Genomic DNA, 23,327 nt, shown 5'->3' with positions numbered 1-23,327 from the left:
GCCTTAATTTAAGGAGGATTATAAAATGTCTGATCTTTACTCTCGCCTTTCAAAAGATGATGCTGCCGTGCTTTTAGTTGACCACCAAACGGGGCTTATTTCCGGTCTTGTACGTGACTATGGTGTTGATGAATTTAAAAACAACGTATTAGCTCTTGGTGATACGGCTAAATTCTTTGATTTACCGGTTATTTTAACAACAAGCTTTGAAAATGGACCCAACGGTCCGCTCATGCAAGAACTCGTTGATTTGTTTCCTGATGCGCCAAAAATAGCTCGTCCTGGACAAATTAACGCGTGGGACAACGAAGACTTTGTTAAAGCCATTAAAGCAACTGGAAAAAAACAGCTGATCATCGCAGGTGTAGTGACAGATGTCTGCGTTGCTTTTCCTGCACTTTCGGCCATTAAAGCAGGCTACGAAGTGTTTGTTGTGACAGATGCTTCAGGGACGTTCAATAAGCAAGTAGCGGATGCAGCATTAACGCGTATGGCTCACGGGGGCGCACAGCTTATGAACTGGTTTAGCGTAGCGTGCGAGCTTCAGCGTGACTGGCGCAACGACGTTGAAGGTTTTGGTAATTTAATTTCTAGTCATCTTCCTGGTTATCAAAACTTAATGGGCAGCTATAGAGGAGCTCAGCGCGATTTCAGCAAGCAGAGTGTCTAATGTAGCAGAGACTACATTTTGCTAAAGGTCGTTCTCTTTACATATAAGACATGAAAGTAGAATGGCATCTGTGGATCATTTATGTGACGGAGAAAACGTAACGACATAAGAGAAATTGTTAGATAGGTGAGCCGACTGATGAACAGCTGGCTCACCTATCTTTTACTACGCTACCTGTCATGAAGTATGCATCTCTTGTATATAAAACAAAGTACATTAACGACAGCCTGATAAATGATAGGAAGGGATGCGGAGTAGTGGAAGAAAAAAAAGTTACGTGGCTGGAGCTTTTTTATGATTTGTTATTTGTGGCAGCCGTTGCGACTGCTACGCATGTTTTGCTTCACGTTGAACAAGGGTATATTCATGGAGAGTACTTGTTAAAGTTTGTACTGATCTTTATTCCGATATGGTGGGCGTGGACGGGACAAACAATGTTTATCAATCGGTTTGGACAGGATTTTTTGCATCAGCGCATCTTTATGATTCTTCAAATGCTGTTTGTTCTTATCATGATCTCAAGCTTGTCCGTAGATTTTGATCAATATTACGTCTCTTTTCTGATTGGCTATATTGGACTAAGAGCGTTAACCTCGATTCAATATCTTATTGTTCAAAAATTTGAACAGAGTGAGAGAAAAAAAGTTGCTGTGTTTTTAGGCGTATGCTTTGGAATTGGCATTTTCATCTCGCTTCTTTCGCTCTTTTTTGATTCATGGGTCCGCTACGCCGTGTTATATACAGGAATTGCAGTGGATATGATTTTACCTATTTTAGGACATAAACGGTTAGCGAAATTACCGACCAACACCGCTCATTTGTTAGAACGCTTTGCGTTACTAACATTAATCCTGTTTGGAGAATCCGTTGTCAGCATTCTTGCTGTGATACAGCCACAAAAAGGGGACTGGAATACCATTTTATTTTCGGTTATTTCATTTGTCCTGATCATCGCCATGTGGTGGCAGTACTTTGAGAACGTAGAAAAGAAAGTGAACAAGTCTATCCAAAGAGCGGGACAAACGATTATTTACGGACACTTACTTATTCTCATGTCTCTAAGCATGATTGCAGCATCGATTAAGCTCATGTTTTTACACGAAGTTCAGTACACATTCAGCTTATATTTTGTATTCGGCTCCGTGCTGCTCTACTTCATGGCAACCACTCTTGTTTTTCACCAGTATAGATTTGAAGAACATCGTTTGAAAGTGTATCATTTAGGCTTGTTTTTAGGAATTTTAGCTGTGTTTTTTATTATTAACTTACTTTTAGTCGTCCCGAGCACCCTCATCATAGGAGAGTTAGCCGTCTTTTTTATTATCTACGCTAGGTTTACGACCACTTAACCAAATAAAGAACGACTATATAATGGAGGTAGCAAAATGGCAAAAATTAATGTAGGAACAGAAAATGAAGCACCTATTGAACTATACTATGAGGACCATGGGACAGGAAAGCCGGTTGTCTTAATTCACGGCTGGCCACTAAGCGGACGGTCTTGGGAATATCAGGTTCCAGCTCTTGTTGAGGCTGGATACAGAGTCATAACGTATGACCGCCGAGGATTCGGAAAGTCTTCTCAGCCATGGGACGGCTACGATTATGAAACATTCGCTGCTGATTTACATCAGTTGCTAGAACATTTGGATTTAACAAATGTGACACTAGTCGGGTTTTCAATGGGCGGCGGAGAAGTAGCTCGTTATGTAGGAACTTACGGAACAGATAGAGTAGAAAAAGCCGTATTTGCAGGAGCTGTACCACCATTTCTTTATAAGTCAGAGGATCATCCTGAAGGAGCATTAGATGATGCAGGAATCCAAGAATTTGAAAACGGCGTAAAAAATGATCGTTTAGCTTTTCTTGATAATTTTACAAAAACATTTTTTGGGATGGAAGACGGAAATGACTTAGTCAGCGAACCATTTCGACTTTACAACCGGGATATTGCAGCAGCTGCATCACCTAAAGGGACACTAGACTGTATAGCTGCTTTCAGCAAAACGGACTTCAGAGACGATTTAGCCAAATTTACAATACCTGCTCTTATTATTCATGGTGATTCAGATGAGATTGTTCCATTTGAATATAGCGGAAAGCGAACGCATGAAGCCATTCCTGGTTCTAAGTTAGCCTTAATAAAAGGCGGTCCGCACGGCTTAAATGCAACGCATGCACACGAATTTAACGAAGCGCTGCTGTCATTTTTAAGAGACTGAATGTAAGTGATTATTTTGTAGGTGAAAATCTGACGTATGAATAGGAAAAAAAGAAGTTACCAATATGGTTACTTCTTTTTTGTTTTTACGTGGTTAGGTATAGTAAGTGAAATTACTTAACATCACTTTTTTTATTGATATAAGATTTAAAAATGCTTTTAGTAGCTTTAGAAGTCTCAAAAATATATAGAATACTAATAGTTAAAAAGAACGTAATAAAAAGTCCAATATAGTGTTTTGCAGGTCCTCATGAAACTCTTTGCGATTAAAGCCTTCCGGATCCTGAGAAGGGAGGAAGGTAGGAGATTTCATAAAGTCGGGAAATGGGCTGAGAAATGAAAAGTGCCCTCCATTTTTTGCAACTATATGCTGAACTTTTTCCGCATCAGAAACCCCATTTAATACAAATTCCCCGTGAAAAGAAGGAGTAATCGTATCCTTTTCGCCTGTAATCATTAAAATAGGTATATTCACGTCTTCAAGAGCTCCTCTTTCTCTGAACCATCCGGTGGCTGGCGCTAAAAGAATAAGTGATTGAACCCGCTTATCATGATCAACAGATAAACAATAAGGCTTTTGATCAGGAGATTCAGAAGGAAAAGAAGTGGGAACTCCACCTGCTACAGCAAGAGCCGTATATCCTCCCATTGAATGGCCAATAAGAGAAATATTATTTGATTTAATGGATGGAGAAAAGGAACTTTCTTTCAAAAACCAATCAATTACAGTACGTATATGGGTAGGCCGATTTTTTAGATTACCTATTGTTCCAGATAGCGTATTATTCTCTCGATTATTAAACGGATGCTGAGGTATTCCTACAATAAAACCATGACGTGCTAAAAACTGAGCAATTGTTCGATAAGCAAAAGGTGTGCTTCCATCTCCATGAGAAATAATGACCAAAGGAAATAATCCATCTGAAAGCGGAGCATCTTGCGCAACGCTTATCGTGTAAGGTCCGATCTTTTCAACTGTTTCTTCTTTATATGTAGGATACATAATAAGCAGAGGAAAGACGTGTTCATTTTCTTGATCTTCTATATCTACGAATTGACATCCGGCATAAAATGACTGTCTTTCATCTTTTTTTATTTGCACGTATATCCTCCTCCTTGCTTTTAAAAATCCCTATTACAGCAGGCTCATATATGAAATTTGATTCAGTTAGCTCTCTTGAAAAATCAATTTGGATACTGTTAACTGCTAAATATATGAACATTTTAAGCCGTAGAAATTACTGTTTAAAAGTTATCCACTGCTAGTATCTTGAGATAATTTAAGTTCCATATTCGTATGTGATGATAAAACGATGTTTGTTGAAGGTGTACCAAACTCCATAGCTTTATCAATAAATTCTTCTAAAGTATGTACGGACTCTGTACATACTTTTGCTATGTAACTTATTTTTCCTGCCACACGATAACATTCCATTACATCGGGATGAACGCTACAAAACGCGGCAAGATCCTTACATTTTGTCGTTTCAAATAAAACAAACGCAGTTATGTTTCTATTCAATTTTTCTGCATCAACAATTGTTTTATAGCCTTTTATAATCCCGTTTTCCTCTAACCTTCTCACTCGTTCAATGGTAGAAGGAGAAGATAAGTAAACTTTTTGAGCTAATTCTTTCATTGAAATCTTAGCATTTGCCTGCAGTTCATGAAGTATTTTTCTATCTATTACGTCCATTTTATCGTCAACCTTTTTTTATTAATTATTATCAAGTAATTACCTAATTTAGTAAAGCTATCTTTAGAAATAACCTAATTATTTGTATATAACATTGCATAAATATTTCATAAAATTTACTGAAAGGAGATGATTCTATGAAGAAAATATTATTACTTTTAGCAAATGGATTTGAAGCTGTAGAAGCAAGCGTTTTTACAGATGTGTTTGGGTGGAATAAATTTGAGGGAGACGGCACGACTGAACTAATAACAGCGGGCTTACATCCAAAACTAACATGTACATGGAACTTTACTGTAATCCCGGAAATGCTAGTATCAGATATTAATGTAAAAGAATTTGATGCGCTTGCTATACCCGGTGGTTTTGAAGAAGCAAATTTTTATGAAGATGCTTACGATGAAAGATTTTTGCAGGTTATTCGAGAATTTCACGAGGCAGGAAAACCTATTGCGAGTGTCTGTGTTGCCGCTCTTTCACTTGGAAAAAGTGGAATTCTTGAAGGTAAAAAAGCTACTACCTATAATCACCCTACAAGTATAAGAAGGGCACAGTTAAGAGAATTTGGTGTACTTGTTCAAGATGATTATATTGCTGTAGACCACAATATAATTACTTCCTCAAACCCTAGCACCGGGTTTGATGTGGCTTTTTTACTATTAGAGAAATTAACTTCTTTAGAAAATGTTCAACAGGTGAAAAACTTAATGGGATTTAACTAATCAACAAATATTGTTTTGATAGCGAATGAGTACTATATTAATCTGTAAAAGGGACAAAGATCTCTATAATTACAAAAAAATCCTTTGCCCTGGAAGCAAAGGATTTTTGTATAAATGAATTCATTACGTTAAATAAGTTTCCGTCTACGATAATGAAGATTTAATTACCTCTATAACATTCTTTTTTGTCTGGCTTAAATAAGTTCTTTTTTCAGTAGAAATTAATAAGCCTATAGGCATTTGAGGGTCAAAGCCCTTTACTTCAAACGAGATATTACTTGGTTTCACACTAGTTCCTCTAGGGATAATTCCTACTGCATGTCCAAACATCATTTCTAGAATGAGATGCAGGGCACTGCAGCTGTAAACGGTTTTAAAGGCTAAATCATTCTCTACTAAAAAGTGGTTAACGGATTGATAGTAATAACAGCTATTTTCTCCGATTAAAATGGGATAGTGGATAATATCGGCTATTTCAACTGTTTCCTGTTGCAGTAGTGGATGGTTAGACGTATTAACAATAAATTGAATTTGTTCTTTACCAAGCGGAGTAAAAGTCACGCCGGAAAGGTTCGTATTCTGTCCGCAAACAGCAAAGTCCAGTTTATCTTGACGTAATAGTTCTGATAAAAGTGCCGTGTTTCCAATAGTAAAATCGCAGTGTATGTAAGGTTTTTCCTCATTTAAATAGCTTAATATAGCTGGCATCAACCTTTGAGCAATCGATTCTGATAACCCTATTTTGATGGTTCCTTTTTCCTCTTTGCTTATACGCTGCGCTTGAGATATGGAATACTCCCAGTGCTTCAACAAGCTATCTACTTCTTCTACAAATAACGTACCTTCCTTTGTTAAGGTTGCTTCCCAGCCTCGTTCAAATAAGAGAAATCCAAGATCTTTTTCTAATTTTTTTATATGAGTGGTGACGGTAGACTGGGCATAGTTTAATTTTTTTGCTGCAAGTGAAAACGTTCCTTCTGCCACAATTGTTTTAAACGTCGTTAATTCTTTAATTTCCACTTTCTAACCTCATCTCTATCGGTTTTTTCGATAATTACTAGACTTATTTTCAATTATACAAATGAAGAGTATGAAAGTACACTAAATATAGAAAGGAAGATGATCGATGCCATTTGTGAACGTGTATTACCCAGAACATCAGTTAAACGATAAGGAACTAAAAGAAGTAAGCAGTCATATTCATCAGTCTTTAATCCAACACTTTTACATCCCAAAAGACGATTATTTTCAACTGTTTTTACCGTATCCATCTCAGCATTTTTTCTATGATTCACAGTATCTCTTAGAAAGGGGAGAAAAAAGAACAGATAACATGATTTATATCTCCATTACGTGCGGGCAAGGAAGAACGGTCGAGCAGAAAAAGAAGCTATACCAATCCATCGCAGAGGGACTTTCCACTCACTTGAATATTTCTACAAACAATATCTTTATTACATTAAACGAGACACCCCTTGAAAACTGGTCATTTGGGCAAGGAATCGCACAAATGATGAATCAAAAGGAGGAAAAATAGAATGAATAATCGCATTGAGTCTAAGCTGCTAGAAGAAATGAGAAATCTTGCTCCTGACTTTGTGAAATATGGAGAACATATCTTATTTGGGGAAGTGTGGAGAGATCCGACTTTAACACCAAAAGAAAGAAGTTTAAGTACACTTTCTGCTTTAATTAGTATTGGCAACACAGAACAAATGCCTTTTCATCTGCAGCTGGCAAAAAAGAATGGAGTGACTGAAAAAGAAATCATCGCATTAATAACCCATATGGCTTTTTACGTGGGATGGCCAAAAGCAGCTGCAGCACTGAATATTGTAGCGAAGCAATGACAAAAAAAGTGCAAGAATCATGTTTGAAAATAAGGTAGGGCGGTTAATTAGTGGCGGCACAGAAAGTGGAAAGACTACTTCCTATGATTCTTAGGTTTTTGTATTATTTAGGTTTTTATGTTAAGTTATGGACATCCTTCTGTTAGTTTAGAAAGGAGTGAATTCATATCTTAAAAATAGCAATCGCTTCAATCATTGCAGGTGTTTTATTTAGCTTTTGTGCAAAATTAGCAATGTATACAAGATGGTTAAAACGGCTTGCAAAGGCTAATGAAGATACTCATAGGCCCATTAACTTTGTTCTTCAGGGGGCTTTATTTACCATTATTATGTTCATCATGTTTTTAATTGTAAAACCTTTTACATAGGAATAATGCTATAGCTGGAGTGATCAATTATTAATCTTTCATATTTAGGAATAGGTTTTGTAGCTATTGTTCTATCTACATTTTTATAGTGAAAATAGATAAAATTTATTTTGTTTTTTAGCAATCTACAGTGGCTCGATTACAAAATGCAAACAAAGGGGGGAATAGAATTATTTAATGAGAATTTGCTGAAACGATTGGATGAATAAGGAAGATAGGTGGATCAAGCACTTACTACTTACTTCTTCTAGAAAAATTCATAGAAGGCCATATCAACAAAAATGGTGGGGATTCTCAAAATAAGAACATAAAAAAAGCTATTTCAATCGTATTGGCATCGGAGTGAAATAGCTTTTTCTACTTTACATTCAAGAGTTTGTTAGTTCATATGAACATCCTTACATGTGAAGTATATCACAAACTATTTTTGTTGTGAAGATGAAAATTAAAATTTGTATGACAAATTTTATTGCGTTGAGAGATTTTGAATGGGTTATTTAGCTTGACCCTTACGCAGAGGCTATTTTAGAACAGCTGAGCATCTCAATAAAAATCAATGTTACCTCTTAATACCTCAGAGAAACCTGCTTCTTTCAAAGGAGCCTTTTCAATTTCTATAGATAAAAAAATATTTTATCAGGTATATTGTTAGGAGGAGTTTTAAGTGGTAAGTTTGTGTTCACTGTATTTGATATAATAAGCATTTTTGGATGGCTACTCATGTACAGGGCAGGAAATATAGATAACAGTAGCTCTGCCGATAAACAACCTTTTTAAAGAAAGACATCTTACCGATAAAAATTATAAAAAGGAGAGACGTAAATGAAATTTGATGTATCTGAATTAGTTGAAGCAAAACGTCAAATTGATTCAACTTTACACAAACTCAGACAGACAGTAAAAACGTTTGAAGCTAAAGAAAATGCTGATAGATATAAATCTCAAATTACCTTAGCTAAAAGAAGAATACAAGCATTCGAAATTTCGGTAGCTCTTATTGAAAGAGAAATAAAGGACTTTAATAACAAAAGCTAGGTATCAGCTTTTAAAAAGTGCGTATTTGACGCTGCCATTTATTTTATGAATCACAAAACGTCGGAAAATGCTATATAGTAGTAAAAAACATGTTTTAATTCATCTTCAATATTCGCTCAGAGCGGGATACATATGAATGAACCTTATACAATAAGAAAAGAAACCTTGCCAATACTAAGGTTTCTTTTTAGTAAATATAAAATATGTTCTAGGAACTGTATGAACAAAGAATTTTCAGTGAATTACGATAAAATATGTAATGAGAAGGAGGCGATGAAGAATGGAACTAGCTTTTTCACTGACTAAGTTAGCTATGAGAGGACTGTTAAGTGTTATTTTTTACGTTCCAGAAGCTTTTTCTTTTGCAGCAAGAAAAATCTCGGGAAATTCAAAGAAGGTGCCATCTTAAACAATCGAAAAAACCCATCTCTTTTATCACAAGAGATGGATTTTTTTATCTATATTTATCTTATTTTACCTACATAAACTAAACCATTAGAACGATTACCATTCATAGTCGCATATTCTACTTTTCTGTATTCTACTTCTTCAAATTGATTCGTCCACTCTTTTATGCGCTCTTCACTATGATGACGCAAAATGGCTCCATCAGCTAATTCAAATACTCCATAGGTATGATATTTAGCAAAACCTTTTTCGTAACGGTCTTTGTTTCTCTTATCATGATTGAGTGAAAAATCATTAATGTATATGATTCCTCCTGGTTTCAGCACGCGTTTAATCTCGTTTAAAATAGCGTTCTGTTCCTCATCTTTATGCACACATGTTAAAACCGCAAAAAGTAAAACAGCATCTAAAGAATGATTAGGAAAAGGGAGCTTCCCACTTTGAATAACTTGAAAATCAATTTCCGAGTCGTTTGACTTAGCTCTCTTAATCATCTCTTCCGAAAAATCTACACCATGTAAATTTTTATAACCGTAACCTCTTAGTTCAGATAAGGTTCTCCCATAACCACAACCATAATCCAATATGACAGCATCACGGTCAACATGTGTGAGAAATAATTCAGGTTGAAAAGGCGTAGTAAATTCCTTTTTATTAGCTACTTCATTCCAATATTCGTCTTGTTTAATCATGTGTATGAGACAACTCCTTATTGATATATCAACTTTTATTGCATCATAGCATGTAAATGTATAAAATAATGTGAGATATCTCATATTTTTATAACAATAGGAGAAAAAATGAAATTTTTAAACGAGCCTATGCACAGTTACTATATCGAAAAGTATTCGATTCAATCACTTTTTTCCTTTCCGATTACTCCATTTATTCAAGTCTGCCAATTTGAACGTGGTGAGTTTATTTACAAGGAAGGTTCCTACCCTCAATATATTTATTATCTTGTTGAAGGTAAGGCAAAACTCTATGTTACACACGAAAATGGAAAAGTGTCTTTGATTAATTTTTTACAGGCTCCAACATTCATGGGGGAAGTAGAGCTATTAAATTCGCAACGATATTCTAAAGCTATCCAAACTGTCACAAAAACCATTTGTTTGGCTATTCCGATTAATGCCTGTAAAAATAAGCTCTTAACAGATGTTACATTTCTCAGGCATTTATGCAGTTTTTTAAGTGAGAAAGCAACTAGAACTTCAGCAAAGTATACCCAAAATCAGGCATATCCGCTTGAGAACCGCCTCGCTGCTTTTATAATGTTGTCGGCTGATGGTAACTTTTATAAAGAGAAACATACTGAAGTATGCGAGTACTTGGGCGTATCATATCGTCATCTGCTCCATGTACTAGCACAACTATGTAAAACAGATATTGTTGAAAAGCAGTCACCAGGCTATATCATTCGAGACAGAGAACGTCTTGAAAAACTAGCGAAATTAAATTAAAGATACTCATAATAACCTTACATTTTTAGTTGCCATAATGGATGTTCTAGGAACCTAAAGAGCTAAATATTACAATTTTTAAAGCCCATTAAATAAAAGAGTGCCATCAAAAAATACTGCCTAATTAGGCAGTATTTTTATCTTTTTATGAGAAATGACGATTAAAGGTATCTTCAACTTTATTTAACATACCTTTATATCCTTCTTCATCAAGGTATCCAATACTTCCAAACAGTAAGTGTTCTACAGTCTCAATTCCAGTGAAATCAAATATTCCAATGTCAGATGTTATTTTCAGACCAGCTGTCATTCCAATCTCATCGTAAACTTCATTAGGAGTACCATGAGTATTAATGATCAAGCCTTTTTTACCTTTCAAAAGCTTAATGATTCCTTCTTCACCAGGAGCATAAGCAAACCCGTATGCAAATACTCGATCTACATATCCTTTAAGAATGGCTGGAAGACCTGTCCACCAAATAGGATAAATAAATGTTATAGCGTCTGCTTCAGAGATAAATTCTTGTTCTGTTTTAATATCATTAGGAGTTTGTCCTGCTTTCATAGCTTCAGTATCTTCTGGTTTCAATACAGGTTGAAAATCCAATGCATATAAATCACGTACAACAACTTCGTGACCGTTTTTCTTTAATGTATTAACTGTTGTATCCAAGATTGCATGGTTTAAGCTTTCTGGATTTGGATGTGCATAAACAATAAGGTGTTTCATTTCAAATAACCTCCAAGTATTTATTTACTTTCATTTGATTATTAGGGGTAATCTAATATTATAGTCTTAGACGTTTTTTTAAAAGTAGTCATTTTTTTATAACATAGTCACAAAAATAGAACCATAAAGAAGGAGAGGTATTGATTATGGCACGAAGTTGGTTCACCCAACCTCCAGAAGAGCATAAAGAAGTTTGTCCAGTTACACAAACTCAAGACATAATTGCAGGAAAATGGAAAATCATCATTTTATGGCATTTAAGCACAAAAACCAGGAGATTTAATGAACTTCAAAGGCTGCTACCTAATATTTCAAAAGGAATCCTAACACGTCAGCTAAGAGAATTAGAAGAAGACCAAATGGTACACAGAGAAGTATATAAAGAAGTTCCTCCAAAAGTAGAATACTCTTTAACACCCTTAGGTAAAAGTTTCCTTCCTATCCTGCATAGTATGGGTGAATGGAGCAAAAAATATTTAAAGAGTAAATAAAATAATAATTACTTTAAAACATTGTCATAGATTTAAATATTTTATCCGTAAAAGTATACTTTTACGGACGATGTATTTGATTCTGTTTCAAAACGTTAAAGGAATAAAGTCAAGGGTTTCCTTTTAATTCTTCTTGTCTTAATTTTTCTCTTCTTCTTTCAGGTTCTTATACAACTAAAGGGGCAGTTTGATTGAGTAAGGGATCAGATGTTTTTTCTACTTGCTATTTCTTGTTTATTTGGTATGAGTGCATCTGTAGAAGAGTTTGATCCATTAATTGAAACAGTGGGAGAAGACAATCCTGAAGAAACTAAACGAATAGAAGAAATGTTTGGCGGTACCCCTAAGTGAAAGTTAATGGATAATATTGTGATATGTAGCAGATTTTTTAGAAATTATTGGTTAGTTATAATTCTTTACTAATCGTTCTAAATAAGGTATTATTTAATCATGGTTTGAAATTCATATGTTTATTTTAGAACGTTCATTCTATAATAGATTGTGACGTTTGTATTTGTTAGTATCAATTCATGGATTCTTTTAAGGAGAAATAAAATGGCTAGAAGTAAAGAGTTTGATGAAAAAGCAGTATTAAGAAAAGCAATGGAGCTTTTCTGGGAACAGGGTTATGAAAAAACATCCATGCAAGACTTGGTGGATCATATGGGAATACACCGCAGAAGTATATACGACACATTTGGTGACAAACGTTCATTGTTTTTAGCTTCCCTTAATCTCTATGAAGAGCTCATCGTCAATGAGATGGAAAGCATAATTATGAACACTTCATCTATTAAACAGACGATACGTGAGGTTTTTATTTTCATACTTAATGCCATTGAACAATACCCAAAAGGTTGCCTATCAGTAAATGCAGCCGTTGAATTATCTTTGTTGGACAAAGAAGTTGGATGCATAGTTACAAAAATGTTTAACCGTACTGAAGATATGTTTAATAACCTTATAAAACAGGGCCAAACTAGTGGAGAGCTATCAAAAGAAATCGATTCCCATAATACATCTCGTTTCTTACACAACAATTTGGTAGGGATAAGAGTACTAATAAAAACTAATTACAATAAAAAAGAATTAGAAGGCATCATTAATCTAGCACTTTCAGTGCTGGACTAGCTTTCTTTTTTTACCTTTTTTAGAACGGTCATTCTAAAATTATTATGAAACAAACCATCATAATGCATACTGATAAAATTTCTTTTTAATTTCTAAGGAGGAACACAAAAATGACAAACTTTAAAATACCAACAGAATCAGAATTTATTGAAGCAGATGGAATTCGTTACGCATATAGAAAATTTGGTACACAAGATGGTATACCAGTAGTATTTCTTGTTCATTTTAGAGGAACGATGGAAAACTGGGATCCAAACATGCTTGAACCTATTGCAAATACACGCCCGGTAATCTTATTTGACAATAAAGGGGTTGGTGAGACCGATGGGCAAACACCTACTACGATAGCTGAAATGGCACAGGATGCAGGAACATTTATTAAAGCACTAGGATTAACTCAAGTCGATATTCTTGGTTTTTCAATTGGCGGAATGGTTGCACAAGAATTAGCGTTACAGGAAGGCAATTTGGTTAGACGAATCATCATGGCAGGTACTTCACCTGAATCTGGCATTAATCCAAATCCAGAGATTTTTGAAAGAATGAATCGTCACGGCGGCACAGAAGAAGATGGAATAAATGATTTTATGTTCTTTTTCTACGAGCAAACCGAAACAAGTAAATCTGCAGGAATGGCTTCACTACAAAGAATTTTTAATCAGAAAAAAGTAAACAGTTCAGAACAAGTAAAAGAGGCACAATTACAAGCCATTGCAAAATGGGCTAAACAAAAATCTAATCATGATTATGAATGGTTACAAAATATCAAACACCCTGTACTTGTTACTAACGGGGTTAATGATGTGATGGTTCCGACTAAAAACAGTTATATCTTAGCAGAGAAATTACCCAAAGCACAGCTGATTATATATCCTGATTCTGGTCACGGCCATCTATTCCAATTTCCAGAACTATTTGCAGAAAACGTAAATTCATTTCTTGATTCTAACTCTTACTAAAAAGGAGTATTCAGATGAGCAGATTATTTGAAAAATCGTATACGAAAATTAGTTGGAATGGTTATTTATCCAAATGAGAAACAGCCAAAAGGATGTTTAATAGTAAACACAGCAGTTGAATTATCGTTGCTCAATCAAGAAGTAGATGAAAAAGTTACGGAGACTTTTATAAAGACCGAAACCTTATTATTTGATCTACTGAAACGTGGTCAAGAACAAGGAGAAATTCCTGAACACTATGATATCAAAGAACTTTCTAAATTTATTCATAATTCCCTAGTCGGAATACGAGTATTAGCAAAAACAACAGATGATAAGAAAGAATTAGAAACCATTATTGATTTGACTTTGTCAACATTGGACTAAGACATAACTTGTTATTTAAATAAACTAATTAACACCAATTTGAATATATTTTTAAGGAGAGAATGAATATGAAGTACACAGTTATTACAGGAGCAAGCTCAGGTATAGGATATGAAACTGCCCTGGAATTTGCTGCTCGTGGCAAAAACTTAATTATTGTAGCTAGAAGATTAGATAAATTAGAAGGGCTTAAATCAGCCATTCAGAATATAAATCCTGATTTGGATGTTATTATTCGTACAAGTGATTTATCTGTCAGAGATCAGGTATATACACTGTACAACAGTTTAAAGGAGTATCAAATTGAGACGTGGATTAATAATGCTGGGATTGGTGAATCCTCTTCTGTAACAGACCAGAATTTAGATAAGGTAGAAACCATGTTACATCTTAATATAGAGTCATTGACAATCCTTTCTACACTATTTGCGCGAGACTATTATCATATAGAGGGAACTCAATTAATTAACGTATCTTCAGCACTCGGATATGCAATTTATGTTGGTAGTATTACTTATTCTGCATCTAAATATTTTGTTAGTGCATTCACAGAAGGGCTTGCAAAAGAACTCGAACAGAAGGGTGCGAAAATGAAGGTGAAGATTTTAGCACCAGCAATGACAGAAACAGAATTCGCGAAATCTGCAAGCGATATGAAAGAATTTGATTATGAAGCAAATGTCCCTATGTATCACACAGCTAAGCAAATGGCTGGTTTTATGATGGAACTTTATAACAACGATAAAGTCGTAGGTATCGTAGATGAAAGCTACAATTTCAATTTAAGAGATCAAATCTATCCAATACTAGGCGTTTAATGCATCAACAAAGTTTAGATCTATATATAACTAAAAAATGAAAATAACCCGTTAAGGTTATAAACAGTTTCTTTACAGTATCGATTCAAAAAATTTAACCATTTAAGAATGAACGTTCTAAAAAACACAGTGCCAAATGGATAAAAAGATAATGTTGTAAGTATTTAAGGTTTAGGTGGTGGATTGATCCTAAAATAAGATTTCCTCCACCTAAACGATTGGAATAATATAAGATCTTTATAAAAAGAATTGTATTGAGGGCAAAAAAATGAAGTGGACAGTGAAAATAATAAAAATAAGGTAAAGAAACTTAATAAATGCAACTCAACGGAAGGGTGCTGATAAAAAGATGAAAACACTCATGAAAGCAGCTCAGATAACTAAGTACTCAAAAAATATCCATGCCCAAGTCAATGACATTCCAATCCCAGCAATCAATGACAATGAAGTCTTGGTAAAAGTCAAAGCTGCGGCGGTCAATCCGCTTGAAATGTTGATTATCACAGGTAGCGTAAAACTGATTCAGGATTATAAATTCCCATTAACGCTTGGTAATGAATTGACAGGAGTTATTGAAAAGGTTGGAAAAAACGTGACAGAATTTCAGGTAGGAGATGACATCTATACACGTCTCCCACTAGAAAAAATTGGTGCTTTTGCGGAATACGCCGCAATTGATGCTACCGCAATTGCACCCATGCCAAAAAACTTGTCCTATGTGGAAGCAGCAGCTGTACCATTGGCTGGACTCACAGCATATCAAGGTCTACATGAAGAACTTGAGGCACAGTTTGGTCAATCTGTTTTTATTCCAGGTGGATCGGGCAGCTTTGGTCAAATAGCTGTCCCAATAGCAAAGACAACAGGTCTAAATGTCATTGTTAGTGGAAACTCAGAAGCACGCAAACGCACGTTGGAAATGGGTGCAGACCAATATTTGGTTTATGCAACAGAAAACTATGTTGACTTGTTGTCGAATGTAGATTATGTAATTGATACACTGGGTCCTAAAGAATTTGACAATGAATTGAGTATCATCAAACCTGGCGGAAGATTGCTCTCTCTTCGTACAGGACCAAATAAACGTTTCGGAAAAGACAGAGATTTTCCATTTTGGAAACAAAAGCTGTTTTCCATTGCAGGCGCAAAGTATGACCACAAAGCCAAGAAACACGGCGTGGAATACCATTTTATCTTCGTTCGTTCTGACGGCGCACAACTCAAAGAGATTACCAAAATCATTGAAGAGAACAACATTGTTCCACCAATTCATCCAACACTATTTACCATAGACAATGTAAATGAAGCGCTAGAACTCGTCGCAAATGGACGGCCAAAAGGGAAAGTAATTATTAATTTTTAGGACTATACAGGAGGGGAAAACAACAATATGAAATTGGCAAATCGAACTATTTTAGTGACGGGCGGAACATCGGGTATAGGCTTGGCATTCGCGAAAAAGTTTCTTGAAATGGGGAACACGGTAATTGTCACTAGTCGATCCACGCAAAACATTGACCAAGCAATCAAAGAAAACCCTAATTTAATCGGCATTGCTGCGGATGTCAGTCAAGTGAAGTCGGTTGACCAGTTGGTGCATCAAATCAAACAACAGTATTCAAAACTAGACGTTCTGTTTAACTCAGCTGGTATTATGCGCTACTATGATTTATTTGCTGAAGAAGTCACAGGGGGACAACTAACCGCAGAAATTGAGACGAACTTAAACGGCACAATCTATGTGACAAAAGCATTCCTTCCTCTTCTTGCTAAACAAGAAGAAGCCATGATTGTGAATGTCAGCTCCGTACTAGCAAATATTTCGGTTGCAAGTAGTCCAATTTATTCTGCAACAAAAGCTGGAATACACATGTACACAGATGCGCTACGTGAACAAATTCGAGCCAAAAATGAGAGGATTCATGTCATGGAACTCTGCCCCCCACTCATTTCTGAAACGAATTTAGAGGATAAAATGTCACATGACAAGTCAACCAAATTCATTGATTTGCCATTGGGCAGGCTTGTTGATGCTGGTATCAAAGGCATGGAAAAAAATAAAATTCGCTTGAATCCAGGTTTCAGTAAAATCATGCGTTTTATGAGCAAGATTGCACCAGATTTTGTGACTCATCAATGGGGCAAAACAATGATGAAAAGAATGAATAACGAGAATTAGTGTGGATAACAATTGCAAATAATACCGCCGTGTTTATTTTATCCTATATCTTCTTCAATAGTAGACAAATCGTAATATCATCTGTTCAGGTATTTAGAATATAAAGGTTTATGATATGTGAAACGAAATTAAAAATTATTATGCGCTATTTGTTATTATAGCCAACCTATACGCTTTTTTTATTGGACATTATACTGAACTTGTAAGACCACTTAAAAACGAGCTTTTAAATATCCCTATATTCCCCTCTTTTATTATTTGTTGCTCATCAATTTAATAAATGGTTTCAAAAGGAGTAGTCAATGTGAATTCTCCTCATAACTCAGTTTTAAAAAGATATTTAAAATTTATTTTCTATTTTAGTTTTGTGTTCTTCTTATACTTCTACTTCACATACAGTTTTCAACACTACCTGACTAAATATTTGTTTCTTAACTGTTTACTGACAGGGATCTCTTTTTTAATTCGAAATTCAAGGGGTTATACGGAAAAACTGTAAAAGCATCTGTAAAGGAAAAAACTTATTAAAAGGACTTATGGATTCTTTTAATAAGTTTTTTTGGGTCTTAGTATTATCCCTGAATATATCTATACATTTGAAAATATTTTAAAAAATAGTTGAAATGCCCGGTACTAAGTATTACAATCTACATATACTAAGTATTACTTAATAGCTTAATTTTTAAAAGTATTAAGTAAAAATTGGCTTGGTACTAAGTAATACAGAATATAAGTCAAACGATATAGAGGAGGTTCTGAAGATCGAAAATTTAACTGAAATGCTGAAAGGTTCGCTAGAAGGCTGTGTGTTAGAAATTATCAGCCGTCATGAAACCTATGGCTATGAAATTACACGCCGTCTGAACGAGCTTGGATTTATCGAGGTCGTGGAAGGAACGGTCTACACTATTCTCGTACGATTAGAAAAGAAAAAACTTGTGAATATAGAAAAAAAACCATCAGATATGGGCCCACCCCGCAAATTTTATTCGCTTAATGAGGCGGGCTACAAGGAGCTTGAGCTGTTTTGGAAGAGGTGGGATTTTGTATCATCAAAAATCAACGTCTTGAAGTCAAACTAGCTTCATAAGATAGACCGTCGGATAGTTTTAAAGCATCTTATGAAGTTTTATAAAAAGGAGGAAAAATGACATGCTGGAAATATTCAAAAAAATGATTGGTGATAAAAAAGAGTATAAAATGATGATGGCACGGGTTGAAGCCTTGCCAGAGGACTATCAGTTTGTATTTAAAAAAATTCAAAACTACATGTGGAATTTCTCATCGGGCAACGGAATGGATATGCTACACATGCAGTATGAATTAATTGATTTATTCGAAGCAGGTGCTGCAGAAGGTAGACAGGTGCTCGAAATTACTGGAGACGATGTGGCTTCCTTTGCTGACGAATTAGTGGCAAATGCTAAAACTTATATGGTTAAGTATCGTGAAGATTTGAATCAGAGTATTAAGGAACGATTAGGAAAAAATAAATTTAATCAATAACATCGACTGAATAGCTAGTTGCAAGTATAGATTTTTGCTTTTGCTATTCAGTCATTTTTTAAACTCAGTACTAAGTAATACAGAATATAAGTCAGACTGAATAGTAAGGTATTAAAAATTTAGCTCTACGAGACGCTCAGCTTAGTTAAATCATGACAGTTCTAGCAAGCCAGCTTGTGGAGCTTTTAAAAGGAGGAAAAACGTATGAGAAATACAGTGATTTTTGTAAAAGAGTTAAAAAAGGCCTTTAAAGACAAAGAAGTATTAAAAGGGGTGAACGTTGAGGTGCAGCGCGGTGAAATTTTTGCACTGCTGGGCTCAAATGGAGCAGGGAAGACGACGACAGTTAACATTCTTTCAACACTGATGAAGGCTGATAGCGGCGAAGTAAGTATTTGCGGATTTGACGTCCAACGTCAACCGGCTGATGTCCGCCAGAACATCAGCCTAACGGGGCAGTTCGCAGCTTTAGACGGCATGCTCACTGGGAAGGAAAACCTGATAATGATTGCCAAATTGCGAGGGGTATCTAATCCTAATGAAGTAGCTGACAATCTCCTTGCAAGATTCAGCTTGACCGATGCAGCCAATCGCCGGGCGGATCAATATTCCGGTGGAATGAAGCGCCGTCTTGATATAGCTATGAGTCTGCTTGGCGCCCCAGCCGTTATTTTTCTCGACGAACCGACGACCGGACTTGATCCGGAAGCCCGGATTGAAGTCTGGAACACCGTCAAAGAGCTTGCTGGCGGTGGTACGACCATCTTGCTCACGACTCAGTATCTGGAGGAAGCTGAACAACTGGCAGATCGGATAGCCATCCTACATGGCGGAAAAATCATCAAAACCGGTACCCTTACGGAACTTAAAGAGATGTTCCCCCCAGCAAAAGTGGAATACATTGAAAAACAGCCAACATTGGAGGAAATCTTCCTCGCGATCATCGGTAAAAAGGAGGAAATGTAAATGAAAAACAAAACAGGTGTATTACTAGGACGTTTGATGCGCACTATTATGCGCAGCCCGGATACAATTATCACGGTTGCGATTACGCCGATTATGATGATGCTACTGTTTGTCTACGTATTTGGGGGTGCCATAAATACAGGAACAGCCAACTATGTCAATTATTTATTACCAGGAATCTTGCTGATGGCTATCGCATCCGGCGTCGCTTACACTTCCGTGCGGCTATTTAATGATGTAAAAAGTGGACTGATGGCCCGTTTTATTACTATGCCTATTAAACGGTCTTCGGTATTATGGGCTCACGTGTTGACATCTTTTGTTTCCAATGCGCTTACTATCGTAATAGTTATCCTCATCGCGCTCTTGATGGGTTTCCGCTCCAGCGCTGATATCCTAGATTGGTTCGCGGTAGCCGGGATACTCGGGCTGTTTACGCTAGCCCTGACATGGTTGGCCATTATTCCAGGACTGACAGCGAAATCTATGGAAGGAGCCACAGGCTACTCGTACCCACTAATCTTCCTACCTTTTATTAGTTCCGCCTTTGTTCCCACTGAAACGATGCCTAAAGCTGTTCGTGCATTCGCTGAAAACCAGCCCGTGACTTCAATCGTGAATACAATTCGTGCACTCTTGTATGAAGGATCAGTTGGCAACGATATCTGGAGTGCCCTTGCCTGGTGCCTAGGTATCATGGTCATCGCTTACTTTTTCGCTAGTAAAGAATTCAAACGCAAATTAGGGTGAATTTTATAAACTGAGCAAGCTATCCAAGGTATATGGAATCATCGAAATTTTAATGTAAAGTATTGATAGCATTGTTCCCATCGAGGAGAAATCAACCAGCAATGAAAAGACCTCTCTTATATGAGTGGTCTTTTTTATGTGTATTTTAAAACGCTGAAATTTGCAAGTTATACGCAAAATAAAAGTTAATTTCGTCAGGGAGCGTTTCTCTGCATGTTAAAATCGTCGATTTATTAGGTTTTTATTTATAAATGATTTTGGCGAAAATGCATCTTTCTAATTGGGAGGTGCTTTTTTCGTTTCCTATAAAAATATAAAAAAGAGGAGAGTTTTTATGAAGAACATTTTTATGAAATTAATGACCGTTCTTACATTATTAATGGTCGCATTATGTGGAGTAAATCAGGAGAAAACAGAAGCAGCAAGTAAACCAGCAAATCAAGATTTAATCATCATTAACAAGTACTATAACAAGCTTGCGTATTTTCATAATGGTTATATTGAAATCGTTGATCCAGTAGAAACGGGGAAAACATGGGTCAAAACACCTGTTGGCTTTTTTAAAGTGGTGAACAAGATTAAAAACCGCCCTTACTATACAGGGCATATTTCTGCGGGCAATCCTCGCAATCCATTAGGAAAACGTTGGTTAGGGATAAATGCAAACGGTACGTATGGCATTCACGGCAATAACAATGAAAGCAGCATTGGAAAATACGTGAGTCAAGGTTGCGTGAGAATGCATAATGCAGACATCGAAAAGCTTTATGATAAAGTTCAAGTTGGAACACCGGTTGCGATTACGTATTCCTATAAGAACTTCGTTGATCTTACAAGCGTATATGGATATAAATTCAAAGGCTACAAGATGAAAAACAATTAATATCTGAGCAGCATTCCCAAGTTCTTCTCATGCTCATGTGAGTGAAGTATCTATTTGGGGTAACTTAACAGGATGGGAAAATGAAGGTCTGTTCGGTGCATTAACTGGTTGGGAAACATCCGGTAATCCATTCGAGACTGAACAATTAGATTTGTTCATCTTTGAAGAAGCAGAACCAGTTGAGTTTCCACCTATAAAACAAGAGGGAGACACAAGATGATTTTTTTAGTAGGAGCATAGGTTAACCCTCTTGTTTCTTTTGTATAATGTTAATAATTGCAATTACTAAACGACTAAATAAAGCTCTTACATTAAGGCTAATAAGGCTGTAATACCATTTCCAGCCTTTTTGCCACTTAATTAGTTTCGTATATTTTTCTGCCCATAACTCAACTAAAAATAGTGAACTGATGGTAAGTACAATTTTATATACAATTTTAAAAGGATTATCATTTTTTGTTAAATGATAAAGCCATAAAGAAACAGTTGGTAAACATAAGAAATCAAATAAAACATTCGATTTAAACTCTTTAGGTATAAAGCGTATAGGGTATTGAAGTATTCGACGGTTAACTAGAAACCTGTCAACGATAGCATTTGTATATCCATTCATAAACAAGACCAACAGTGAGTCTTTGACAGGGGTTTTCTTTAAAACGAAGGGTAAGCTACCTAAAAATATGACGGTTATACACTTTAGAAATCGTCTTTCTAATTTTTTACTTTTCATATAGTTTCATCTCCTTTCTTAGTCGTAAAATTAGTATTAGCTGTTCTATGATTTACGATGCAACAGTTTTTCCTTTGTCATGCAAATGTAACCAAATAAACCATGACAATTTTTATCAAATGGTTACATTCGTTCGGTATCAAAAAACTGAATAGGAGTGTTGTCCATTGAAGAAAAAGCTAGTACCTATCATAATGGCTTTGGGAGTTTTTATCCCGAATCAGGCATTTGCTGCAACGGGAGATAGCATTATCAAGACAGGCTAATTCCTTCCTTTATGTATTTATTGTTTCATACCTTATCTTTTCGTAAATATTTAGAATATGCAATAACATTTATACTAACTTAAAAATTCTTTAATTCATTTAAGTAAATGGTTAATTATTTTTGTTATAGATACTTTAGTATTTATATCTGTTGTCGAAAAAGTTCATATTTTTCTACAAAACATATAAATGAAAAAATGAAATTTAGAGTTAGTTTATTATGTTATCGATATGTTGAAAAGTGAAACTAAACGCAATACCCATTACAGGAACGCAAAAGAAAGCACCTTTACTTAAGGTGCTTTCTTTTTGGTTTATTTAATGCATTTTGCAGTATATTTAATGCATTTTCCATCTTTATCACATAGTTCTTATCGTTACTAGAACATTGAAACGAAATATCATTAGTTCCATTGGTACTTAGTAAACTTTTTTCTTCTAGGAGACTAGACAGTCTTTCTACAGTACCTTTACTGCCATCAATAAGTTGAATATGAGAGGGAAGCAAATCTTTTAATACAGGCTTGTAATAAGGGAAATGAGTGCAACCTAGTACAACCGTACCATATTGATTTAAATCAAATCCTTCTAGCTTTGTTCTAAAATACGTACTTAATTTGTCCCAATTAAAGTTTAGATCTTCACAGAATTCAACTAATTCTGGAAGAGGTAATGGGTCAACGATTGAATCCTTATCAATTCTAGTAATTAACTTTTTATATTTCAATTCTTTTAATGTTAAGTCTGTAGCAAAAACAAGCACTCTTTTATCCATTGAACTACTTAATTCAATAGCAGGCTTTGCAGCAGGCTCCATTCCGATTATTGGGATATCGTACGTAGACCTTAATTCGTTAATAGAGATGCTAGTAGCTGTATTACAAGCGATAACAAGTGCTTTAACCTCTTGTTTAAGAATATCTTCCACTGCAGTTTGGACATGTTTATTCACTTCTTCTTTTGTCTTGGTTCCATACGGAACATTGCGTGTATCAGCATAATATAAAAAATCTTCTTTTGGAAAATGTTTTATTGCTTCATTTAATACCGATATTCCTCCAATGCCAGAGTCAAAAAAACCAATTCTCATGTTTTTCACCTTACAATTCAAATATTTTT

29 protein-coding genes are annotated in these 23,327 nt (G+C 35.4%); 22 read left to right on the top strand and 7 right to left on the bottom strand.

Going from position 1 to position 23,327, the window contains the following annotated elements; genetic code table 11:
- The first annotated feature begins 25 nt into the window (after positions 1–25).
- The 3 genes from ycaC (at position 26) to ACFX4N_RS12860 (ending at position 2,892) form a co-directional block, all read left to right on the top strand.
- Positions 26–670 carry an isochorismate family cysteine hydrolase YcaC gene (gene ycaC, locus ACFX4N_RS12870; protein ID WP_057234398.1) on the top strand — a complete coding sequence of 215 codons (645 nt, stop codon included), beginning with the start codon at positions 26–28 and terminating at the stop codon, positions 668–670.
- A gap of 257 nt (positions 671–927) precedes the next feature.
- Positions 928–2,019, top strand: a complete 1,092-nt coding sequence (locus tag ACFX4N_RS12865; RefSeq protein WP_274589084.1) for a low temperature requirement protein A — start codon at positions 928–930, stop codon at positions 2,017–2,019.
- A gap of 36 nt (positions 2,020–2,055) precedes the next feature.
- Positions 2,056–2,892: an alpha/beta fold hydrolase gene (locus ACFX4N_RS12860; RefSeq protein ID WP_013058354.1), complete on the top strand. Its 837-nt coding sequence runs from the start codon at positions 2,056–2,058 to the stop codon at positions 2,890–2,892.
- A 201-nt stretch (positions 2,893–3,093) separates the two neighbouring features.
- On the opposite strand, the gene ACFX4N_RS12855 is transcribed toward ACFX4N_RS12860, so the two are convergent.
- A complete protein-coding gene (locus ACFX4N_RS12855) occupies positions 3,094–3,993 on the bottom strand; it encodes an alpha/beta hydrolase family protein (protein ID WP_140456995.1) in 900 nt (299 codons plus the stop codon).
- Between the two features lie 150 nt (positions 3,994–4,143).
- On the bottom strand, positions 4,144–4,587 hold the full coding sequence (locus ACFX4N_RS12850) for an Lrp/AsnC family transcriptional regulator (protein WP_029323463.1): 444 nt from the start codon (positions 4,585–4,587) through the stop codon (positions 4,144–4,146).
- Positions 4,588–4,724: 137 nt separating this feature from the next.
- Here ACFX4N_RS12850 and ACFX4N_RS12845 point away from each other — a divergent pair, with 137 nt between their 5' ends.
- Positions 4,725–5,309, top strand: coding sequence for a DJ-1/PfpI family protein (locus tag ACFX4N_RS12845; RefSeq protein ID WP_377261536.1), 585 nt, complete (start codon positions 4,725–4,727; stop codon positions 5,307–5,309).
- A 144-nt stretch (positions 5,310–5,453) separates the two neighbouring features.
- Here ACFX4N_RS12845 and ACFX4N_RS12840 read toward each other — a convergent pair whose 3' ends face one another.
- Positions 5,454–6,329 (bottom strand): LysR family transcriptional regulator, encoded by an 876-nt coding sequence (locus ACFX4N_RS12840; protein ID WP_377261533.1) that lies wholly within the window; start codon positions 6,327–6,329, stop codon positions 5,454–5,456.
- A gap of 106 nt (positions 6,330–6,435) precedes the next feature.
- Between ACFX4N_RS12840 and ACFX4N_RS12835 the strand changes: the two genes are divergently transcribed.
- From ACFX4N_RS12835 to ACFX4N_RS12820, 4 genes are all read left to right on the top strand, one after another.
- Positions 6,436–6,846: a tautomerase family protein gene (locus ACFX4N_RS12835; RefSeq protein ID WP_013058349.1), complete on the top strand. Its 411-nt coding sequence runs from the start codon at positions 6,436–6,438 to the stop codon at positions 6,844–6,846.
- Between the two features lies 1 nt (position 6,847).
- Positions 6,848–7,159 carry a carboxymuconolactone decarboxylase family protein gene (locus ACFX4N_RS12830; protein WP_013058348.1) on the top strand — a complete coding sequence of 104 codons (312 nt, stop codon included), beginning with the start codon at positions 6,848–6,850 and terminating at the stop codon, positions 7,157–7,159.
- 1,190 nt (positions 7,160–8,349) lie between these two features.
- Positions 8,350–8,562, top strand: a complete 213-nt coding sequence (locus ACFX4N_RS12825; RefSeq protein WP_013058347.1) for a hypothetical protein — start codon at positions 8,350–8,352, stop codon at positions 8,560–8,562.
- Between the two features lie 280 nt (positions 8,563–8,842).
- Entirely contained in the window at positions 8,843–8,971 is a 129-nt protein-coding gene (locus ACFX4N_RS12820; protein WP_255255965.1) for a hypothetical protein, read from the top strand.
- A 55-nt stretch (positions 8,972–9,026) separates the two neighbouring features.
- On the opposite strand, the gene ACFX4N_RS12815 is transcribed toward ACFX4N_RS12820, so the two are convergent.
- A complete protein-coding gene (locus tag ACFX4N_RS12815) occupies positions 9,027–9,662 on the bottom strand; it encodes a class I SAM-dependent methyltransferase (RefSeq protein WP_318615075.1) in 636 nt (211 codons plus the stop codon).
- Positions 9,663–9,770: 108 nt separating this feature from the next.
- On the opposite strand from ACFX4N_RS12815, the gene yeiL reads away from it, so the two are divergent.
- A complete protein-coding gene (yeiL, locus tag ACFX4N_RS12810) occupies positions 9,771–10,433 on the top strand; it encodes a transcriptional regulator YeiL (RefSeq protein ID WP_377261529.1) in 663 nt (220 codons plus the stop codon).
- A gap of 145 nt (positions 10,434–10,578) precedes the next feature.
- Here the strand turns inward: yeiL and ACFX4N_RS12805 are convergent, their stop codons facing one another.
- On the bottom strand, positions 10,579–11,163 hold the full coding sequence (locus ACFX4N_RS12805; RefSeq protein ID WP_013058344.1) for an NAD(P)H-dependent oxidoreductase: 585 nt from the start codon (positions 11,161–11,163) through the stop codon (positions 10,579–10,581).
- Positions 11,164–11,309: 146 nt separating this feature from the next.
- On the opposite strand from ACFX4N_RS12805, the gene ACFX4N_RS12800 reads away from it, so the two are divergent.
- The 13 genes from ACFX4N_RS12800 to ACFX4N_RS12740 all read left to right on the top strand — a co-directional run bounded on the left by ACFX4N_RS12800 (position 11,310) and on the right by ACFX4N_RS12740 (position 21,432).
- Positions 11,310–11,654, top strand: a complete 345-nt coding sequence (locus tag ACFX4N_RS12800) for a winged helix-turn-helix transcriptional regulator (RefSeq protein WP_013058343.1) — start codon at positions 11,310–11,312, stop codon at positions 11,652–11,654.
- A gap of 555 nt (positions 11,655–12,209) precedes the next feature.
- Positions 12,210–12,785 (top strand): TetR/AcrR family transcriptional regulator, encoded by a 576-nt coding sequence (locus ACFX4N_RS12795; protein WP_013058342.1) that lies wholly within the window; start codon positions 12,210–12,212, stop codon positions 12,783–12,785.
- A 110-nt stretch (positions 12,786–12,895) separates the two neighbouring features.
- Positions 12,896–13,744: an alpha/beta fold hydrolase gene (locus ACFX4N_RS12790; RefSeq protein WP_098196813.1), complete on the top strand. Its 849-nt coding sequence runs from the start codon at positions 12,896–12,898 to the stop codon at positions 13,742–13,744.
- A gap of 27 nt (positions 13,745–13,771) precedes the next feature.
- Positions 13,772–14,110 carry a TetR family transcriptional regulator C-terminal domain-containing protein gene (locus ACFX4N_RS12785; RefSeq protein WP_244659675.1) on the top strand — a complete coding sequence of 113 codons (339 nt, stop codon included), beginning with the start codon at positions 13,772–13,774 and terminating at the stop codon, positions 14,108–14,110.
- Positions 14,111–14,178: 68 nt separating this feature from the next.
- Positions 14,179–14,928 carry an SDR family NAD(P)-dependent oxidoreductase gene (locus ACFX4N_RS12780; RefSeq protein ID WP_013058339.1) on the top strand — a complete coding sequence of 250 codons (750 nt, stop codon included), beginning with the start codon at positions 14,179–14,181 and terminating at the stop codon, positions 14,926–14,928.
- A gap of 349 nt (positions 14,929–15,277) precedes the next feature.
- Entirely contained in the window at positions 15,278–16,291 is a 1,014-nt protein-coding gene (locus tag ACFX4N_RS12775; RefSeq protein ID WP_013058338.1) for an NADP-dependent oxidoreductase, read from the top strand.
- Positions 16,292–16,318: 27 nt separating this feature from the next.
- Positions 16,319–17,107 carry an SDR family oxidoreductase gene (locus ACFX4N_RS12770; RefSeq protein WP_377261525.1) on the top strand — a complete coding sequence of 263 codons (789 nt, stop codon included), beginning with the start codon at positions 16,319–16,321 and terminating at the stop codon, positions 17,105–17,107.
- A gap of 761 nt (positions 17,108–17,868) precedes the next feature.
- The gene (locus tag ACFX4N_RS12765; protein WP_028414817.1) at positions 17,869–18,189 is read left to right on the top strand and encodes a PadR family transcriptional regulator; all 321 of its coding nucleotides are present in this window, start codon (positions 17,869–17,871) and stop codon (positions 18,187–18,189) included.
- Between the two features lie 70 nt (positions 18,190–18,259).
- Positions 18,260–18,613 (top strand): DUF1048 domain-containing protein, encoded by a 354-nt coding sequence (locus ACFX4N_RS12760; protein ID WP_013058327.1) that lies wholly within the window; start codon positions 18,260–18,262, stop codon positions 18,611–18,613.
- 204 nt (positions 18,614–18,817) lie between these two features.
- Entirely contained in the window at positions 18,818–19,579 is a 762-nt protein-coding gene (locus tag ACFX4N_RS12755) for an ABC transporter ATP-binding protein (protein WP_057273732.1), read from the top strand.
- On the top strand, positions 19,580–20,329 hold the full coding sequence (locus ACFX4N_RS12750) for an ABC transporter permease (protein WP_013058325.1): 750 nt from the start codon (positions 19,580–19,582) through the stop codon (positions 20,327–20,329).
- A 334-nt stretch (positions 20,330–20,663) separates the two neighbouring features.
- The gene (locus ACFX4N_RS12745) at positions 20,664–21,212 is read left to right on the top strand and encodes a L,D-transpeptidase (protein ID WP_377261522.1); all 549 of its coding nucleotides are present in this window, start codon (positions 20,664–20,666) and stop codon (positions 21,210–21,212) included.
- Positions 21,213–21,249: 37 nt separating this feature from the next.
- Entirely contained in the window at positions 21,250–21,432 is a 183-nt protein-coding gene (locus tag ACFX4N_RS12740; protein WP_055992726.1) for a hypothetical protein, read from the top strand.
- Positions 21,433–21,453: 21 nt separating this feature from the next.
- Here the strand turns inward: ACFX4N_RS12740 and ACFX4N_RS12735 are convergent, their stop codons facing one another.
- Positions 21,454–21,942, bottom strand: coding sequence for a CBO0543 family protein (locus ACFX4N_RS12735; RefSeq protein WP_013058315.1), 489 nt, complete (start codon positions 21,940–21,942; stop codon positions 21,454–21,456).
- A gap of 555 nt (positions 21,943–22,497) precedes the next feature.
- The gene (gene murI / locus ACFX4N_RS12730) at positions 22,498–23,298 is read right to left on the bottom strand and encodes a glutamate racemase (protein WP_377261519.1); all 801 of its coding nucleotides are present in this window, start codon (positions 23,296–23,298) and stop codon (positions 22,498–22,500) included.
- Positions 23,299–23,327: the final 29 nt, after the last annotated feature.

This window comes from Priestia sp. YIM B13551, assembly GCF_042787905.1.
Lineage (GTDB): Bacteria > Bacillota > Bacilli > Bacillales > Bacillaceae_H > Priestia.
The sequence above is the reverse complement of the archived record's forward strand: the minus strand, read 5'-3'. Positions and strand labels throughout refer to the sequence as shown.

Coding starts and splice junctions, on each gene's coding strand:
- ycaC (WP_057234398.1), top strand. CDS start 26: ATGTCTGATCTTTACTCTCGCCTTTCAAAAGATGATGCTGCCGTGCTT.
- ACFX4N_RS12860 (WP_013058354.1), top strand. CDS start 2,056: ATGGCAAAAATTAATGTAGGAACAGAAAATGAAGCACCTATTGAACTA.
- ACFX4N_RS12850 (WP_029323463.1), bottom strand. CDS start 4,587: ATGGACGTAATAGATAGAAAAATACTTCATGAACTGCAGGCAAATGCT.
- ACFX4N_RS12845 (WP_377261536.1), top strand. CDS start 4,725: ATGAAGAAAATATTATTACTTTTAGCAAATGGATTTGAAGCTGTAGAA.
- ACFX4N_RS12835 (WP_013058349.1), top strand. CDS start 6,436: ATGCCATTTGTGAACGTGTATTACCCAGAACATCAGTTAAACGATAAG.
- ACFX4N_RS12830 (WP_013058348.1), top strand. CDS start 6,848: ATGAATAATCGCATTGAGTCTAAGCTGCTAGAAGAAATGAGAAATCTT.
- ACFX4N_RS12825 (WP_013058347.1), top strand. CDS start 8,350: ATGAAATTTGATGTATCTGAATTAGTTGAAGCAAAACGTCAAATTGAT.
- ACFX4N_RS12820 (WP_255255965.1), top strand. CDS start 8,843: ATGGAACTAGCTTTTTCACTGACTAAGTTAGCTATGAGAGGACTGTTA.
- ACFX4N_RS12815 (WP_318615075.1), bottom strand. CDS start 9,662: ATGATTAAACAAGACGAATATTGGAATGAAGTAGCTAATAAAAAGGAA.
- yeiL (WP_377261529.1), top strand. CDS start 9,771: ATGAAATTTTTAAACGAGCCTATGCACAGTTACTATATCGAAAAGTAT.
- ACFX4N_RS12805 (WP_013058344.1), bottom strand. CDS start 11,163: ATGAAACACCTTATTGTTTATGCACATCCAAATCCAGAAAGCTTAAAC.
- ACFX4N_RS12800 (WP_013058343.1), top strand. CDS start 11,310: ATGGCACGAAGTTGGTTCACCCAACCTCCAGAAGAGCATAAAGAAGTT.
- ACFX4N_RS12795 (WP_013058342.1), top strand. CDS start 12,210: ATGGCTAGAAGTAAAGAGTTTGATGAAAAAGCAGTATTAAGAAAAGCA.
- ACFX4N_RS12790 (WP_098196813.1), top strand. CDS start 12,896: ATGACAAACTTTAAAATACCAACAGAATCAGAATTTATTGAAGCAGAT.
- ACFX4N_RS12780 (WP_013058339.1), top strand. CDS start 14,179: ATGAAGTACACAGTTATTACAGGAGCAAGCTCAGGTATAGGATATGAA.
- ACFX4N_RS12775 (WP_013058338.1), top strand. CDS start 15,278: ATGAAAACACTCATGAAAGCAGCTCAGATAACTAAGTACTCAAAAAAT.
- ACFX4N_RS12770 (WP_377261525.1), top strand. CDS start 16,319: ATGAAATTGGCAAATCGAACTATTTTAGTGACGGGCGGAACATCGGGT.
- ACFX4N_RS12760 (WP_013058327.1), top strand. CDS start 18,260: ATGCTGGAAATATTCAAAAAAATGATTGGTGATAAAAAAGAGTATAAA.
- ACFX4N_RS12755 (WP_057273732.1), top strand. CDS start 18,818: ATGAGAAATACAGTGATTTTTGTAAAAGAGTTAAAAAAGGCCTTTAAA.
- ACFX4N_RS12750 (WP_013058325.1), top strand. CDS start 19,580: ATGAAAAACAAAACAGGTGTATTACTAGGACGTTTGATGCGCACTATT.
- ACFX4N_RS12745 (WP_377261522.1), top strand. CDS start 20,664: ATGAAGAACATTTTTATGAAATTAATGACCGTTCTTACATTATTAATG.
- ACFX4N_RS12735 (WP_013058315.1), bottom strand. CDS start 21,942: ATGAAAAGTAAAAAATTAGAAAGACGATTTCTAAAGTGTATAACCGTC.
- murI (WP_377261519.1), bottom strand. CDS start 23,298: ATGAGAATTGGTTTTTTTGACTCTGGCATTGGAGGAATATCGGTATTA.